This window comes from Bacillus sp. FSL L8-0358, assembly GCF_038593095.1.
Classification (GTDB): Bacteria; Bacillota; Bacilli; order Bacillales; family Bacillaceae; genus Bacillus; species Bacillus subtilis.
Genome location: NZ_CP151962.1, coordinates 1392139 through 1408149 on the forward strand (window position 1 = coordinate 1392139; position 16011 = coordinate 1408149).

Sequence of the window (16011 nt, forward strand, 5' to 3'; positions counted from 1 at the left end):
AAAACAAAGAGAAAAAACCTGACGCTTGTCATATTTTCTAACATCAAATAGAAGATTTTTGAAAAAATACGGAAGAAAAATTAACAAGAATAATGCGTAACACCCAAGCGCGTTTTATCCTTTATGTAACAAACAAACGAGGAGGAAGGATAATCATGGAGGAAGAAAAAGCGGTCTCACTGGCAAAAGAAATTATAGAGTTGGATATCAAGCGTGATGAAATGCTGGAGACGTTTATGCAGCTTGCCGGAGAACAGGCTTTTCAATTATTAAGATCGGTTCAAAACGGACAATACCGAAAATCTTCGTAAACATAAATTCTTTACATTAGATTCATACCACGTTCATTTAAAAAGAGTATCTTTTGTATAGGATACCTCAAAATGAAGGAGGACGCTATGAGTAATTTATTGAAATCCGCTTTAGAAAAAGAACGAAGCCATTATTCTGAAAAACTCTATCAGATAGGGGTTTATAATAAAGAGGTCATGAACAAAATGACGATTTCTGAGCTTCGGAAAGAATACGCTTATTTCTTTCGAAGCATTACAAATCATAAAAATTATCCTTATACAAGATAATGTATAAGGATTTTTTTGCTTTTAGAAGGAATTTCTCGAATTATAGCGAATACGTATAGTAAGGGACTGAACTCTTATTATATGTAAGGGTTTTCATTATTTTTTTATAAAAATCCTATATACGAGGTAGATATGATGAGATTATCGTTTAACGAAGAAGAAGTTGAGCGTGCGATGAATTTGTACAGAGTTTTTGCAAGGGCTTTCAAAAGTGTGTCCGAACATAGTATCCGTGATAGCAAAGAGCACGGTTTTAATCCCACTGAATTTGCTGTACTGGAGCTCCTGTACACAAGAGGCCCGCAAAAATTACAGCAAATTGGGTCGAGACTTCTGCTTGTAAGCGGAAACGTCACATATGTTATTGACAAACTAGAAAGAAACGGGTTTTTAGTAAGGGAGCAGGACCCGAAAGATAAACGCTCTGTTTACGCACATTTAACTGACAAGGGAAATGAGTATTTGGATAAAATTTATCCGATTCATGCACTGCGTATTGCGAGAGCGTTTTCAGGCCTTTCGCCTGATGAACAGGACCAGCTGATCGTCCTGCTCAAGAAAGCAGGCATACACAGCCAGCATTTGCTGTTTCGTTAACTATTCTACACTCTCTATTTCAGGAGAGTGTTTTTTTGTTTCCATATGATTCTTTTTAAAACATCTTCAATCTTCCTATCAGACATTTCGCCAAGGTATCCATTGACGTGCTTTTTATACTCCTTCATCTGTTCGTTCGATTGAAAAAATGCCGCGATATACTCTTCTGCTTTCTTCATGTCCCAGTTTCTCATATCTGTGACGAGCTTCCTTCCATGTAGAAGGTTTAAATTCATTTCCTCCTGTCCCGGCAGTGCATGATAAATAAATACCGGAAGCCGTTTCTGTAAGCATTCACTGATGGTCACGCCTCCGGGTTTAGTCATGATGCCTGTCGCCTGTTCGTACAAACGGTTCATCTCAGCTTTGCTGTGAAGGTAAGGAATCGCCTCAATCAAGGGGTGGTGTAAACTTTTGACATAGGAGTAGAGCTTTTCGTTTCTGCCGCATAATATTTTGTATAAGATCTTTCCGCCTGGCGACAGTTTCTGCACCCATTTTAAAACTCCACCGACCCCCATACTGCCCCCAGTGATGATGATGGTATATGGCGGGTGGTGCTGCAAGGTATCTGCTGATTCCATTTCAAAATTTCGGTGAACTGGAATACCGGTCAAGTATATGTTGTTCTGATCGATCCCCTCTGATATTAGCTGCTTCTTTACTTCCGTGCTCGGAACAAAATGGTAATCAATGTTCTTCCGTCCCCATAATTGATTCACGAAAAAATCAGTGTATACATTCACAACCGTCAGATTCGGATATTCAGGCTTTAGTCGGTTCAGCAGATAAGAAGGCAGCGCATGTGTGCAGAAGGCGATATCAGGCTGTTTTTCTTGGAGAATGTGCCTCATTTGCTGTGTGAACAGCCATTCGTACATGAAATAGCGTTTGTCATGCTGAAATTCTCCGCAGGCGAGGAGCCTGTAAATGCCGCTGTACGTTTTCGGGAAATATTGAATCCATTTTAAATAAGCCACGGAGGACAATTTTTCTAACCGGCTATACGCATGTGAAAAGATATCAATCTTTTCAGCTGCCAGCCCTTGAGACTCTAATTCAGCCTGCAATGCATCAGCCACATGATGATGGCCGGTGGAAATGCTTAAAAAAGGAAAAATGAGAATGTTTTTCATGACAGTCCTCCTAAAAAAATATGGCAACTATATTTTGAGGAGAACGTTCACAAAATATAAGGGTGTTTTTGATCATAAGGAAGGTGAAAAGATGAAAACCTGTTTCCTTTCCATTTGGAGAATGGTTGATCCGATTTATTTCTTTTTTTCAAGGCTAAGCTTGATTGACAACGATCAAAAAAGCGTTTTTCGAGTCAGGCTGACGAAGTATAAAGGACATCATGTCGTGCTGAGCGATGGAACGCATATTAGAAAAAATGATGTGCTCGTTAAAATTCATCTGCACAATATTAAGCTGATAAGAGAACTGCAAAGCATTGAGAGCGCAGTCAGAAAAGGAATCATTATTTATCAGAAAGTATATCAATCGATGCCGCTTCTTCTTGACTATATCAACAATCATAAAAAAAGCGAGAAAATCAAAGGAATCATTGGGATTACAATGCTTGACAAAGGTGTGGAAAGGCTCGGCTTTGATGTGATCACCCCGGTGAATCCTTGTTACAGATTCTTTAAAAAAATGTCCCATGTGCCGATTTTATATTTGACTTCAAAGCCTGTGAGCTTGCGGCATTTACCGAATTCATCCTATTTGTTTATCTCAAAAGAAAAGCTGCAGAAAACCTATCAAAAAAAAGACTGATGCCTCGGTCAGCACAGTCTTTTTTGATTAAATCTGATGAAATGTTACTTCAGGGCGGCTTCCGACACGGATATTTACGCCGGTTTGTCCCAAGCCCTCGCTGATATAAAATGGTTTATCGTGATGATAATGAAGGCCTTTAATCATGTTCATTCGCACGAGCTTTCCCATTTTCACCAAATGATACGGTTTTGGCCAGTGGATTTGCCCGCCGTGAAAATGCCCTGACAGCAGGTAATCATAGTGAACATCTTTCATATCCAGAATAATATTTGGGTCATGTGTTAAGACAAGATGATAGCCATTTTCCAGACCTTGATAAGAGCCGGTGATATTACTTCGATTCGTACTGTAATCATCAATGCCGATAATATTGACTGGCCCTGCAGCCGTCTCGATTCGAACATGTTCATTTTGCAGCGTGATACAGCCGTTTTCCTCTAAAACTCGCTTCAATCTCCGAAAGTCTTCTTCTTTCAATACATAATCGTGGTTACCGAACACCGCGTACATTCCATATGCAGGCTTTAGCTTTTGCAAGGCGTTCAAGTAACCTGCCAGCTTCGGAATATTACGTTTCCGATCAAGAAAATCCCCGGTAAGAGCAATGATGTCCACAGGCTGATCTTTTGTTAAATGATACAGCTCCTCAGGTGAGACTGAAATGTTTTCCAAGTGAAGATCTGATAAATGAAGGATATTTAATTTTTTTCTGGCTGGAAGGCCGTCTTTTTGGTCGATTGAAATGGTGTTGACTTTCACATCTTTTGTATTGCGGTTCGCTTTATATAGAAATGGCACAAATACGAGTATGGCCAATGAAAGTAAGATTGTAAACAAAATATATCCCCTCCCTCCTATCAGTATAGTAAGTGATCAAGCCCTATGGATAGCGGGAATTAATGGGTAGAGACAGGTTGAAAAACGGATTGTCATATGATGAATGATTTGGAAGGGAAAAGGGATAATAAATTTTGACACATGAGGCAGAACATGCCGACGGAGTCAGAATAACAAATGGATGTGTAAGCAATGTTACGGTTGATGAGACAACAAAAAAAAGAAACATATTATCTCTGGATCGCATTATTTCTTCTTTTATTGTATGTATCCCCGCTTTTTATTTTAAAGGAAGATGCCCATATCCGGGTCCACGATAATTTAGATTCCAACATCGCTTGGTACAAGGTTCTGGCCGATAGCGGCGAAATCGTCGGCAAGGTTGACGCTGCCATTCCGCAAATCATTAACGGGCTGCCCCGGGATGCCTTTGGCACCGAGTGGAGCGGAATTGTTTGGCTCCATGCTTTCTTTTCTTCCATGACCGCCTATGCAATAAGCCAGACGGTTACAAGAGTTGTCGCTTTTTTTGGAATGTATGTGCTGCTGAAGAAACATATAATCCCGGAACCAAAAGCGGCTTTCATCCGAATTGGCGTATCGCTTGCATTTGCCTTAACACCTTTCTGGCCTTCGGGAATGCTGAGTACGCTTGGGTATCCTTTGGCACTGTGGGCTTTTTTAAATATCCGAAAAGGGGATAGCTCATGGAGAGAGTGGCTGACGCTGGGCTTGCTTCCTCTATACTCAAGCTTTGTTCTAGGCTTCTTCTTTTTCCTGGCAGGGATGGCGTGTTTTTGGCTGTATGATGCCATTACAAAAAGAAGATGGAATTTGATGTTCTTAGGCAGTATTGCATTTATGACGAGTATCTATCTTTTCGTTGAATATCGGCTTGTCTATTCGATGCTCTTTGAACACGCACCGATGCATCGTATCGAATTTATCTCATCCAGGCATGATGTTTGGCATTCTCTTCGGCTATCCGTAAAAAACTTTGTCTATGGCCATAATCATGTGATGACCGTTCATACCGTTGTCATCCTCCCGATCCTGCTGGTCGTATTTGCTGCTCTGCTGTTCAAACGAAATCGGACAAAGCCAGAAAATGTTTATCTGTTTTTATGTGTGCTTAATTATGGATTGTCATTATGGTATGCGTTTTGGTTCAACAAAATTTGGGCTGTTCCAAAGCAGAAATTTGCCTTTTTAGCAGAATTTAATTTTGCCCGTTTTCATTTTCTTCGGCCGCTTGTTATATACGTGAGCTTTGCGCTTGCTTTATATCTCATTTGGCGGATGGGGAAAGGATGGCAATGGCTTGTGTACGCCGCAGTCGCTGCACAGCTAATGGTGTTGGCGCCTTTTAATGAAGAATATACGTATGGCGTTCATTACAACGCGCCGACATTCAAGGAGTTTTATGCATCGGAGCAATTCAAAGAGATTAAGGAATATATCGGACGTCCGCAAGATTCGTACAGGGTGGCGAGCATCGGACTGCATCCGTCTATCGCCCAATATAACGGGTTTTATACGTTAGATACGTATAACAATCTGTATCCGCTCTCATATAAATATGAATTTAGGAAAATCATCGAAAAAGAGCTGGAAAAAAATTCTCGGCTGAAACAATACTTTGATGAATGGGGCAGCCGCTGCTACCTTTTTGTCGATGAACTCGGTAAACGATATGATTTCAAAAAGAACTCGAAGAAAACGATCAACAACCTTCAATTAAATACAGATGTATTTAAAAAAATGGGCGGCCGGTACATTTTTTCTTCAGTTCCGATCATGAATGCTGAACAAAACCATCTCGCGCTCGTAAAGACGTTTGACCATAAAGATTCCGCCTGGCGCATTTATTTATATGAAACAAGATAAGGAGGATATCGATTGAAACAGTCACAGCCAGTATTAACCATCGTCGTCCCGTGTTTCAATGAAGAGGAAGTGTTTCAAGAAACAAGCCGTCAGCTGACAGAGGTTGTAGATGATTTAATTGAAGAAAAATTAATTGCTGAAGACAGTAAAATTCTGTTTGTCGATGATGGCAGCAAAGACCGCACTTGGGCTTTGATTGCTATGGAGAGCATAAGAAACAAGAAGGTTACCGGCTTAAAATTAGCCTGCAATGTCGGCCACCAAAAAGCGCTTTTAGCCGGACTCCATAAAGCGAAGAATAGGTCAGACTGCGTCATTTCGATCGATGCTGATCTTCAGGACGACATCTCTGTGATCCGGGATTTTATGCTGAAATATCATGAGGGCTGCGAGATCGTTTACGGTGTACGCCAGAGCAGAAAAACCGATACCTTTTTCAAGCGCACGACCGCGTTAGGGTTTTATCGTCTCATGAATAAGCTTGGGATTAAATTAATTTATAATCATGCTGATTTTCGTTTAATGAATAAAAGGTCCCTTGAAGAGCTTGAGCGTTATCCGGAAGCGAATCTGTTTTTAAGAGGTATTGTCCCTATGATCGGCTTTAAATCGGCCGAAGTTTTGTATGACCGCAAGGAACGCTTTGCCGGCAAAACGAAATATCCGCTGAAAAAGATGCTATCCTTCGCTTTTAACGGGATTACTTCATTCAGTGTCGCACCAATTCGATTCTTTACGCTTTTAGGGTTTGTTTTGTTTTTCCTCAGCGCTGTGGCAGGGGTTGGCGCGTTTATTCAAAAGATGCTCGGACATACGAATGCAGGCTGGGCGTCTCTCATCATATCCATTTGGTTTTTGGGCGGGCTGCAATTGATGGGAATTGGAATCATCGGAGAGTATATTGGAACGATTTTTTCTGAAGTGAAAAGACGGCCGAAATACGCGATTGATATTGATTTGTATAATGAGCAGCTGAGCCCGCTTCAGCGCCAGGAAAAAGAGCGGTTAGATAAAAAGTACAGTTAAACACGGAAAGAGCTGACTCCATTAGTCAGCTCTTTTTCTTCAACTGATGTAAAATAGCGCTAAGCGGTTCGTCTTGCGGGTTGCGGTAAAAATCAAAAAATGGGCAGCCCTGCTTCTTAATTCGATCGATGACCGTATCAATTGTAAACACAGCGGGTGTTAAAGATGATTGCACCTCATGCCAGTAGAGCGGGGCTGCGACAGTCCCAAGCTCATTTCCTCTCGTCGAATAGGGACAGATAATCGTTTTTCCTTCTGCATGCTGCAAATAATCAAGATACAATTTGCCGTGTCTGTTTTTAATCAAGCGTTCAGTGGTAAATAGCTCGGGAAATGCATTGGTGCAGTACTCTGCGATCAGCTGCGTAAATTGGCGTGTTTCTTCATACGTAAATGCCTCGGGAGACAAGGGAATATAAAGCTGGATGCCTTTGTTGCCGGACAGCTTCGGATACGATGTGATGCCAAAGGAATCCAACAGCCGCTTCAGTTCATTTGCGGCCTGCACGGCCATAAGAAAGTCATCTCGCGAAGGCGGGTCTAAATCAATGACAATCTCAGCCGGACGCCTGCTTTTAATGGTTTGAAAAGGAACGTGAAACTCCAAAGCAAGCTGGTTGCAAAGCCATAGCAATGTAGACATATCCTCACAGACAATATGTTCATGGCTTCCATCATAGAAAGATTGAACAAAATCCGGCGCATAGTCCGGCTTGTTTTTTTGGAAAAATGATTCGCTCCTAGATCCATGCGGATAGCGGATGACGGTGACAGCCCGGTTTTTCAGAAAAGGGAGCAGGTAGTCACTGACTTCAATCATATACTGAATAAAATCTTCTTTTGTTTTTTTATTCTTTTCAAATATGATTTTATCCAGGCTTGTGAACTGCAGCTTTGGGTGAACCGGTTTGGAGTGTCGTATGACTTGCGCATACGTGCATTCGGTCCAGTCCATTTGGAATTCGAAACCGACAAACGATACCTCTCTTAATGTGCCTTGGAGAATTGTTAAGTATTGAACAGCTGCACAAATCGAAGGTTCAAGCGTAAATCCGCCTGAGGGTGTTTGATGTCCGTGCTGTTCCATAATCTCGCGTATAGCGCTTTTTTCCTCATCGCGCATTCCGTGCGAAACAGAGGCAATCGGTGTCATTATTCCGTTTTTTAATACTGATACCGTCAGAAACCCGTTGTTAGGGTTGAACCCTGTTATGCAAACATAAGCTTGTTTAAAGTTTTTATATTTGAGCCAATCGGACGACCGCTTCTTTTCAAGCCATTTGCTGTTTGTTTTCTTCGCTACAATTCCTTCTCCGTCATATTTTATTACCATCTCCCAGAGTTGATCAAAATGATCATAACAGGGAATGGATTGAATGGTTTCTTTTGCGTAAGGATCTGGAGATGCAGAAAGCTTTGCTGCGGATATGAGTTCACGCAGCGATTTTTTGCGGTCCAAATACGAAAGAAGCGTTACATCTTCTCCGCTTCGCTCTAACAAATCAAAGGCGAGAAAGCAGCACGGCCGCGCGTTTGCCGATTCCTGAATCTTGTCTGGCCTTTTCAAACGCCCCCGCACTTGAAGGTGTTCAAAATCTGCACGACAAGGATTCACCAAACATACGATTTCACCATCAAGTGTCAGCGGAAGCTCTTTTTCCATGTGCTGAAAGGCAGTTTTGGCGAATTGTGTGATTTCAGGGAAGGTGCTGCTGAGCTCCACACCATTTCTGCTGGTTAAGGTCACACCTGAAGAATGGATGCGGAGAATACAGCGGTACCCATCATATTTTACTTCGTAACGCCATTCTGCTCCGATTGGCGGTGACGAAGTTAGGACCGGCTGCATGGTAAACGCCATGGGCTATGACGTGCCGGAGGCTTTTTTTCTAGTTGTTTTTTGTTTTTTATCTCCGGCTCCTTTCGGTTCAGCGGCTTGTGCAGGTGTGGCAGCCGGTGTCTCCCGGTTCGGCCTTCTGGTTCTGTCAATGCTGGCTTGCAGAGCGCTTACCAGGTCAATGACATCTTCACGAGGTGGCGCTTTATCAGGAGTGACGGCCGTTTCTTTATTTTCTAGCTTGTCGTTGACTCTTTGCAGCAGCGCCTGTCGGTACGTGTCTTCATATTTCTCAGGCTCAAACTCAGCAGTCAGTTGATCTATTAATGTGATAGCGGTTTGCAGTTCCTTATCGTTTACATTCGATTGATCAGGTACACCTGGGACATGAGCGGCGCTTCTGACCTCATCGGGATAATGGATAGACTCCATGACGATACAATTTTCATACACACGGAGAATCGCCAGCTGCTGCTTTGACCTGATTGTCATATTGGCGATACCGATCTTTCCGGTTGAGCGCAGCGCCTCACGCAGCAGGGTATAGGCCTTCGTCCCATTATCCCCGGGGCCGACAAAGTAGGAGCGGTTAAAATAAATCGGATCAATTTCCTGGAGCTGAACAAAGTCAACAATCTCAACCGCTTTCTCCTCATGCTCCTGTTTTAAGCTTTTTAAATCTTCGTCCGTCAGCACTACATATTTCCCTTTTACATATTCATATCCCTTCACAATTTCATCAGGACTAAGAGTTTTTTCGCAATTTGTGCAAACTTTCTCGTATTTGATTGGTGCGTGATCCTCTTTATGGAGGCTGCGCAGTTTAATATCTTTATCTTCTGTGGCCGCATATAGCTTGATGGGGATGTTTACTAATCCAAAGCTGATCGATCCCTTCCACATTGTATGCATATCGATAAACCCCTTTTTTTCTTTAGTGTGAAGAGAAGGAGTACGATTCATGTGTAGTAACTTATGGGTGAAAAAAAGCCGGCGCACTTATTGCGACGGCTGTTCAGTAATGAATTGTTCGAGCTGTTCCGGAGGTATTGGCCTGCTGAAAAAGAAGCCCTGCAAATGGTCGCAGCCTTTTTCAAAAAGAAGCTGCTTTTGAGCTGCATTTTCCACACCTTCGGCAATCACCTGCAAAGACAGCTGATGCCCCATGGCAATAATAGCTCCGGTAATTTGCTCTGATTTAGGATGGGTCTGAATATCGTCAATAAATGATTTGTCAATCTTCAGCCTGTGAATCGGGAAGTCCTTCAAATAGCTAAGAGAGCTGTGACCAGTACCGAAATCGTCAATACTGATTCTGATTCCTAATTCTGTTAGGGATGACAAAACCTTTTTGGAGTGATCGAGATTGTCCATTGTCATGCTTTCCGTCACCTCCACTTCAAGAAGCTGCGGAGGAAGCTGGTATTTATTAAGCGTATCCTTGATGAGGGGAATCAGATCTTTAGATTGGAACTGTCTGGCGGAAATATTAATGGCGACAGAAAGATCATAGCCTTTGTCATGCCAAATCCTTGCCTGCTTGCATGCTTCATCTATAATCCACTTTCCGATATCAATAATAAGTCCCGTTTCTTCTGCAACACCGATGAATTCTCCGGGCGGACGCAGCTGCCCGTCTGGTGTCACAAGGCGTATCAGTGCTTCTGCTCCTGTCATTTTTTGTTTTTTCACACTGAATTGCGGCTGATAATGCAAGACAAATCTATCGTTTTCGATTGCTTCTCTGAGTACCATCTCTTGGTTAAGCTTGACGGTTTCTTTGTTGCCGATTGAAAAAGAATAGTATCTGTATTTGCTTTTGTTTCGTTCTTTAGCCGCATACATCGCCATATCAGCCTTTTTCATCAATTCAAGGCCATCCGTCCCGTCTTTTGGAGATATCGCAATCCCGATACTGACAGATGTGACAAGGGTATGATCTTGAATTTTGAAAGGTTTTTTGAATTTTTGGATAATTTTTCTTGCTAAAACATCTGCTTCGCCTGTTCCTGTATTGGCGTCTGTTAATATAATAATAAATTCATCACCGCCAAGACGGGCAATAAATCCGTTATCAGGGACTACAGATGACAGGCGTTTAGCTGCAAACTGAAGCAGTTGATCACCGACATTATGCCCTAATGCATCGTTAATCACTTTAAACCGGTTTAAGTCGAGAAAGAATACAACGGTGTTATAATGCAAGGAATGCTCGCGATTCAGCACCTTTGTTAGATGAGAGATGGCATGCCTTCTGTTAGGTAAGTCTGTAAGCGAATCATAATGAGCCATTCTATGGATTTCTTTTTCTGCTTTGTACTGCTTCGTCATGTCTTTGCAAATGACATAAATGCTGTCTAGTTCCTGATTGACCTCAACAGGTATAAGCGTAATATTTAAGTGAAACTGGCCTTTTTCAGTGATAAGATCGCTATCGCTGTTCATCGCTTGTTTATCTTTTTTAACTTGCTCAAAAAGGCGCTTAATCTTCTGTGATGTGTAATTCCTCCAGTCATGCATGCTGAAGCCAAATTTGCTGATCATTTCCTCACCAGCGTGATTGGAAGATATTATGTCTCCTTCTAATGATAAAATAAAGATTGCATCAATATTGTGGACGATTAAAGACTGAAATCGCTGTTCGTTATCCTTTATGCGTTCGCTCTGTTTAATAAACTTTCGATCTGCATGGGAACTGAATAACAATAACGTTTGTATACAAAAAATAATTAAAGTAACAAAAATTGACCAATGAAACGTTTGTACCTCCATAGGGCTTCCGGGCGGAGCCATGTCCTTATGGAAAGTTGCCGCAAGCATCCCTGTGTAGTGCATGCCCGAAATCCCAATACCCATTACAATTGAACTGATGACTTTATAGAATATAAGATGCTCAGAATGTTTTTTCACGGCCAAGTCAAAGAATATTTTTAACGAGACGAAAGAGGCTGCAATCGCAATGATAATTGAAACTGTAAATAAAATCGGTTCGTAAATAATCATTACCCGGGAAATGGCAGACATTCCGATATAGTGCATAGAAGCAATAGATGCGCCAAGCACAACTGATCCGGTAAGCAGTCTGTAATATGTAAGAATGTGCCGGCTGACAAAATATAATGACACAAATGATCCCGAAACAGATGCGCCAATGGCTGCCATTAAAGGCATGAATTCATATTCCATCGGCATTTCCATATGGACGGCCATCATCCCTACAAAATGCATTGACCAAATACCGAATCCCATAATAAGTGAGCCGCCGATCAGCCAAATTTTACTTTTTAAGCCTGTATTGATGGTGACTTTCCTGGAAAGTTCAAGGGAAATATACGAGGCGGTACAGGCAATTAGAATAGATAAACATATGAGCGTCGTATTATATGTAGCGTGTATTTCCAAATGGAGATTCCCCCCGTATCGTGTGTTCCAGTCTTGTTGACTCTCTTTATTATCGGCTGCTTAACCGCAGAGTTTCAGCCTTCAAAACGATAGAAATACGAGGGAGATCTATTTTTAGTTCAACTGACCGTGAAAAATGTGTTAAAATCATCTTGACGTTTTCCGAAAAAACAAAAATGTATGATACATAAACATGAAACAAGGGAGTTGGCGGCTATCGAAGAGCTGGTTATGTCATGGATAGAAGCATTTAAAAGCTTATCTTATTTTGGAATATTTCTAGCGCTCAGTATTGAGTTTATCCCGGCCGAAGTCGTTTTGCCGCTTGCGGGCTATTGGGTATCTAAAGGCGATATGACACTTGCCGGCGTTGTTTTGGCAGGATCGCTTGGGGGAGTGGCCGGTCCGCTTACGCTGTATTGGATAGGCCGGTACGGAGGAAGGCCGTTTCTTGAACGTTTTGGAAAGTATCTCTTTATTAAACCTGAAGCGCTTGATAAATCAGATAAATTTTTCAAAAAACATGGGGGCTTTGTCGCGTTCAGCGGGCGTTTCTTGCCTGGCATCAGGACATTGATTTCCATACCGTGCGGAATTGCAAAAATGAATGTTTGGGTGTTTTCGCTTTATACATTCATTGCTATGCTTCCGATTACATTTGTATATGTTTATCTCGGTGTGAAGCTCGGTGAAAATTGGAAGGAAGTCGGCTCTATTCTTGATCAATACATGCTTCCGATCGGGATAGCGATTTTGGCACTGTTCCTGCTCTACTTACTGTTGAAAAAGAGGAAGAAACGCACGCATTCCGAACAATTATCTGTATTTTTAAAAAATAAACGTTGACAAATCATTGCGCTGCGCATATCATTGACGTATAAAATCATATTTCTTGAAATCCCAAAGGGGAGTAGCGTCCGGAATGTATTCCGGAAACAAAGTCGTCATTTCATGGATTGTATCCATCGGCTTTGTTGGCATGCCTGAATTCATGTCTAGCAAGACCTTTGCCTTATGTCGGCAAAGGTCTTTTTTGCATGGTCCGGCCGGCATAAGATCGGATGAAGAGAAAGAAAACAACTTTTTTGGGAGGGTATCATTTATGGATGCAGCATTATTATTAGAGTATGGTTGGGTTCTTCTCGTCTTGATCGGGCTGGAAGGGATTTTAGCCGCCGATAACGCGCTGGTTATGGCGGTAATGGTAAAACATTTGCCGGAGGAAAAAAGAAAAAAAGCGTTATTTTATGGATTAGCAGGGGCTTTTGTTCTGCGATTTGGCTCTTTATTCGCCATTTCATTTTTGGTCAACGTATGGCAGGTTCAAGCGATTGGCGCGATCTATTTGCTGTATATCTCAGCAAGCCACTTATTGAAAAGATATGTATTTAAGAAAGAAGACACACATAAAGAGACAAAGCAAAGCGGTTTTTGGCCGACTGTTTTAAAAGTTGAACTGGCAGATATCGCGTTTGCTGTTGATTCCATCTTAGCAGCAGTAGCGCTGGCGGTTACGCTTCCTGGGACATCACTCCCGAAGATCGGCGGACTTGACGGAGGACAATTTCTCGTCATTTTGGCCGGCGGTATCATCGGACTGGTGATTATGCGGTTTGCGGCTTCCATGTTTGTGAAGTTATTAAAGGAACGTCCAAGCCTAGAAACAGCAGCCTTTGTGATTGTCGGCTGGGTCGGAGTGAAGCTTGCTTTATATACGCTTGCCCATCGCGACATAGCGGTTGTTTCTGAGCACTTTATTCATTCTGGAATATGGAAGCTGATATTCTGGGGTGTCTTAGCAGCAATCGCGGTTTGCGGCTGGTTTATGTCAGGTGGGAAAAAACAGCCGGAGGGCGCACAAAACGAACAAAAAAACAGCACCCGTGAACGGGCGTAATCTGAAAGACTCTGCTTAAAAGCAGAGTCTTTTTGTGTTTGAAGCGTTTTCATAAGCGAAATAAAATAACATTTTTATAACATCTTTGTTACAAAAAACACGCATAAAACCCCCTTAATTCTTTAGAAAGGCACGAAATCATGTATAGGACGTCAGAATGGTTTGTCATAATTGAGACATTGGAAATCAATATTTCTTTTTCTCCTTTGCGAATCCCTATCAAATTAGCTATCATTAATGAGTAGTTATAGGGAGGAACTGAGGTGAAACCAGTGCTTAGCCTTTTGTTTAAATTGGGAAAAAAGAAGCAAACACTTGAAAAAGCTGTTGAGAGTATACAAAAAGGCAATAAAGATCTGCAAAATGAATTAATACAGCAATATAAGCCATTTATCGCAAAGACGGTTTCATCCGTTTGTAAACGATATATAGATGAAAAAGACGATGAGTTCAGTATTGGACTGATCGCGTTTAATGAAGCTATAGAAAAATATTCACCTGAAAAAGGAAATTCTCTGCTCGCATTTGCTGAGCTTATTATAAAAAGAAAAGTCATTGATTACATTAGAAAAGAAGCCAGAAGCGCACAAAATATAAATATTGATTTACAGGAAGGAGACGATCAGGAGTCATCACAAAGCCTGATTGAAGCCGAGCTTTCCATAGATGAATACCGCCGTCAGATTGAACAGGAGCAGAGGCGGGAGGAAATCCTCTATTTTCAAAAGCAGCTCAAGGATTATGGTTTATCGTTTAAAGAACTGCTTGAAAATTCTCCAAAGCACACGGATGCAAGACAAAACGCCATAAAGGTGGCAATGACGCTTGTTGAACATGAAGAATTGGCCGCTATCCTGTATACAAAGAAGCAGCTTCCAGTCAAACAGCTTGAACAGCTTGTCTCTGTAAGCCGAAAAACGATTGAGAGAAACAGAAAATATATTATTGCGATGTGTATTATCATTACGGGTGATTATATTTATTTAAAAGATTATCTTAAAGGGGTGCTGCACTCATGAGAAGAGGGATTATAGTAGAGAAAAATAAAAAATTCGTCACGTTGCTGACCCCTGACGGACAATTTTTAAAAGCCAAAAATGATCGACACAGCTATGAAATCGGAGAAGAAATCATGCTTCCGAGTGAAACACGCATGGGCAGAAGGGCCAGCTTTTTTGATTTTTTTAAACTGCGCCCTTTCAAAATGGGGATTTTTACGATGACTGCTATTATGCTTTTTATATTTATAGTTCTCCCCGTTTTTTCTAATAATAAGGCCTATGCGTATATGACAATCGATATCAATCCAAGCGTCGAAATGGCGTTAAACAGCGATTATGAAGTGATTGAACTGACGCCTCTAAACGATGAGGGACAGAAAGTCGTGAATGATATAGATGATTGGGAGAAGACTGATTTTAAAAAGGTGATTGACGATATTATAACCGACTGCAGTGAACACGGGTATGTAAAGAAATCGAAAGAAATATTGATTTCCACTGTTTATGAAAACACAGAAGACAATACATATAAAAAGGCTGTGAAAAAACAGCTGAATGATGTGACTGAAAAATATAAAACGACATACCGCATGGAATCTCTCGAGTCAGATATGCAAACGAGGGAAAAAGCGAAGAAAGAAGGCGTCTCAACAGGCAGCTACATCAAATCAAATGAAAAGAATGACAATAAAGATTTAAAAGATGACTCCAGCAAACCATCCGGGGAAGAGAATCAAAAGAATGATGAAAATGTGGATGAAAACACCGATCAAACTGACACCCAGGACAGCAAGCAAGGAGATAATGAACAGCTGAATGATGCGGATTCCGGAGACCAGAAAGAAGATAAAGCGGATGACCAGATTGATGATAGTGACAAAGATAAAAAAATAAAGGAATCAGATGAAAACACAGATACCGAAAAAGATGGGGACCATGAGCAAACCCCAATACAAGATCCTCAAGATAAAGGAAATGAAAATAACGGCGCTGACAAGGGCCAAAGCCAATATCACAGGGACTGGAACAATGGTGAACAAGGCAAGAACCGTTCTTCGTTCAGAAGGGATAACGCTTCAGACCGACGTAATCCAAACAGCTACAGCAGTGATAATAATTCAGCTCAAAATGAAGATTCGCCGAGTGCCCCCGGCGAATAAAGAC

At 41.5% G+C, this 16011-nt stretch carries 15 protein-coding genes; 10 read left to right on the forward strand and 5 right to left on the reverse strand.

All coding sequences use genetic code 11. The features are described from left to right. Positions 1 to 155 precede the first annotated feature (155 nt). The 3 genes from NYE49_RS07305 to NYE49_RS07315 all read left to right on the forward strand — a co-directional run bounded on the left by NYE49_RS07305 (position 156) and on the right by NYE49_RS07315 (position 1178). Positions 156 to 311 carry a hypothetical protein gene (locus NYE49_RS07305; RefSeq protein ID WP_003232538.1) on the forward strand — a complete coding sequence of 52 codons (156 nt, stop codon included), beginning with the start codon at positions 156 to 158 and terminating at the stop codon, positions 309 to 311. Positions 312 to 398: 87 nt separating this feature from the next. Further along, positions 399 to 581 (forward strand): stress response protein YkoL, encoded by a 183-nt coding sequence (gene ykoL / locus NYE49_RS07310; RefSeq protein WP_015252233.1) that lies wholly within the window; start codon positions 399 to 401, stop codon positions 579 to 581. Positions 582 to 713: 132 nt separating this feature from the next. Continuing rightward, positions 714 to 1178: a MarR family transcriptional regulator gene (locus tag NYE49_RS07315; RefSeq protein WP_003232536.1), complete on the forward strand. Its 465-nt coding sequence runs from the start codon at positions 714 to 716 to the stop codon at positions 1176 to 1178. 14 nt (positions 1179 to 1192) lie between these two features. On the opposite strand, the gene NYE49_RS07320 is transcribed toward NYE49_RS07315, so the two are convergent. Beyond that, positions 1193 to 2314, reverse strand: coding sequence for a glycosyltransferase (locus NYE49_RS07320; RefSeq protein WP_123373473.1), 1122 nt, complete (start codon positions 2312 to 2314; stop codon positions 1193 to 1195). Between the two features lie 91 nt (positions 2315 to 2405). On the opposite strand from NYE49_RS07320, the gene NYE49_RS07325 reads away from it, so the two are divergent. Then, positions 2406 to 2957, forward strand: coding sequence for a hypothetical protein (locus tag NYE49_RS07325; protein ID WP_047183557.1), 552 nt, complete (start codon positions 2406 to 2408; stop codon positions 2955 to 2957). 27 nt (positions 2958 to 2984) lie between these two features. On the opposite strand, the gene NYE49_RS07330 is transcribed toward NYE49_RS07325, so the two are convergent. Next, a complete protein-coding gene (locus NYE49_RS07330) occupies positions 2985 to 3797 on the reverse strand; it encodes a metallophosphoesterase (protein ID WP_047182523.1) in 813 nt (270 codons plus the stop codon). Between the two features lie 192 nt (positions 3798 to 3989). On the opposite strand from NYE49_RS07330, the gene NYE49_RS07335 reads away from it, so the two are divergent. Both NYE49_RS07335 and NYE49_RS07340 read left to right on the forward strand, forming a co-directional pair. Next, positions 3990 to 5684: a DUF6044 family protein gene (locus tag NYE49_RS07335; protein WP_047182524.1), complete on the forward strand. Its 1695-nt coding sequence runs from the start codon at positions 3990 to 3992 to the stop codon at positions 5682 to 5684. 12 nt (positions 5685 to 5696) lie between these two features. Further along, positions 5697 to 6710, forward strand: coding sequence for a glycosyltransferase family 2 protein (locus NYE49_RS07340; protein ID WP_015483153.1), 1014 nt, complete (start codon positions 5697 to 5699; stop codon positions 6708 to 6710). A 25-nt stretch (positions 6711 to 6735) separates the two neighbouring features. On the opposite strand, the gene NYE49_RS07345 is transcribed toward NYE49_RS07340, so the two are convergent. Genes NYE49_RS07345 through NYE49_RS07355 form a run of 3 tightly spaced genes read right to left on the reverse strand, consistent with a single transcriptional unit; the run spans position 6736 to position 11949 of the window. Further along, positions 6736 to 8571 carry a DNA ligase D gene (locus NYE49_RS07345; protein ID WP_047182525.1) on the reverse strand — a complete coding sequence of 612 codons (1836 nt, stop codon included), beginning with the start codon at positions 8569 to 8571 and terminating at the stop codon, positions 6736 to 6738. 3 nt (positions 8572 to 8574) lie between these two features. Continuing rightward, positions 8575 to 9510, reverse strand: a complete 936-nt coding sequence (locus NYE49_RS07350) for a Ku protein (protein WP_080344191.1) — start codon at positions 9508 to 9510, stop codon at positions 8575 to 8577. 36 nt (positions 9511 to 9546) lie between these two features. Next, positions 9547 to 11949 (reverse strand): EAL domain-containing protein, encoded by a 2403-nt coding sequence (locus tag NYE49_RS07355; protein ID WP_047182527.1) that lies wholly within the window; start codon positions 11947 to 11949, stop codon positions 9547 to 9549. Positions 11950 to 12129: 180 nt separating this feature from the next. On the opposite strand from NYE49_RS07355, the gene NYE49_RS07360 reads away from it, so the two are divergent. The 4 genes from NYE49_RS07360 (at position 12130) to rsgI (ending at position 16007) form a co-directional block, all read left to right on the forward strand. Then, on the forward strand, positions 12130 to 12795 hold the full coding sequence (locus NYE49_RS07360; RefSeq protein ID WP_047182528.1) for a DedA family protein: 666 nt from the start codon (positions 12130 to 12132) through the stop codon (positions 12793 to 12795). A gap of 76 nt (positions 12796 to 12871) precedes the next feature. Then, positions 12872 to 13846 carry a TerC family protein gene (locus NYE49_RS07365; protein ID WP_076457783.1) on the forward strand — a complete coding sequence of 325 codons (975 nt, stop codon included), beginning with the start codon at positions 12872 to 12874 and terminating at the stop codon, positions 13844 to 13846. A 263-nt stretch (positions 13847 to 14109) separates the two neighbouring features. Next, positions 14110 to 14865, forward strand: coding sequence for an RNA polymerase sigma factor SigI (gene sigI, locus NYE49_RS07370; protein ID WP_003245855.1), 756 nt, complete (start codon positions 14110 to 14112; stop codon positions 14863 to 14865). After that, positions 14862 to 16007 carry an anti-sigma-I factor RsgI gene (gene rsgI, locus NYE49_RS07375; protein WP_047182529.1) on the forward strand — a complete coding sequence of 382 codons (1146 nt, stop codon included), beginning with the start codon at positions 14862 to 14864 and terminating at the stop codon, positions 16005 to 16007. The genes sigI and rsgI overlap by 4 nt, the downstream gene beginning before the upstream one ends. The last annotated feature ends 4 nt before the right edge of the window (positions 16008 to 16011 follow it).

Coding starts and splice junctions, on each gene's coding strand:
- NYE49_RS07360 (WP_047182528.1), top strand. CDS start 12,130: ATGATACATAAACATGAAACAAGGGAGTTGGCGGCTATCGAAGAGCTG.
- NYE49_RS07320 (WP_123373473.1), bottom strand. CDS start 2,314: ATGAAAAACATTCTCATTTTTCCTTTTTTAAGCATTTCCACCGGCCAT.
- NYE49_RS07345 (WP_047182525.1), bottom strand. CDS start 8,571: ATGGCGTTTACCATGCAGCCGGTCCTAACTTCGTCACCGCCAATCGGA.
- NYE49_RS07365 (WP_076457783.1), top strand. CDS start 12,872: ATGTATTCCGGAAACAAAGTCGTCATTTCATGGATTGTATCCATCGGC.
- rsgI (WP_047182529.1), top strand. CDS start 14,862: ATGAGAAGAGGGATTATAGTAGAGAAAAATAAAAAATTCGTCACGTTG.
- NYE49_RS07350 (WP_080344191.1), bottom strand. CDS start 9,510: ATGAATCGTACTCCTTCTCTTCACACTAAAGAAAAAAAGGGGTTTATC.
- NYE49_RS07305 (WP_003232538.1), top strand. CDS start 156: ATGGAGGAAGAAAAAGCGGTCTCACTGGCAAAAGAAATTATAGAGTTG.
- ykoL (WP_015252233.1), top strand. CDS start 399: ATGAGTAATTTATTGAAATCCGCTTTAGAAAAAGAACGAAGCCATTAT.
- NYE49_RS07325 (WP_047183557.1), top strand. CDS start 2,406: ATGAAAACCTGTTTCCTTTCCATTTGGAGAATGGTTGATCCGATTTAT.
- NYE49_RS07315 (WP_003232536.1), top strand. CDS start 714: ATGATGAGATTATCGTTTAACGAAGAAGAAGTTGAGCGTGCGATGAAT.
- NYE49_RS07335 (WP_047182524.1), top strand. CDS start 3,990: ATGTTACGGTTGATGAGACAACAAAAAAAAGAAACATATTATCTCTGG.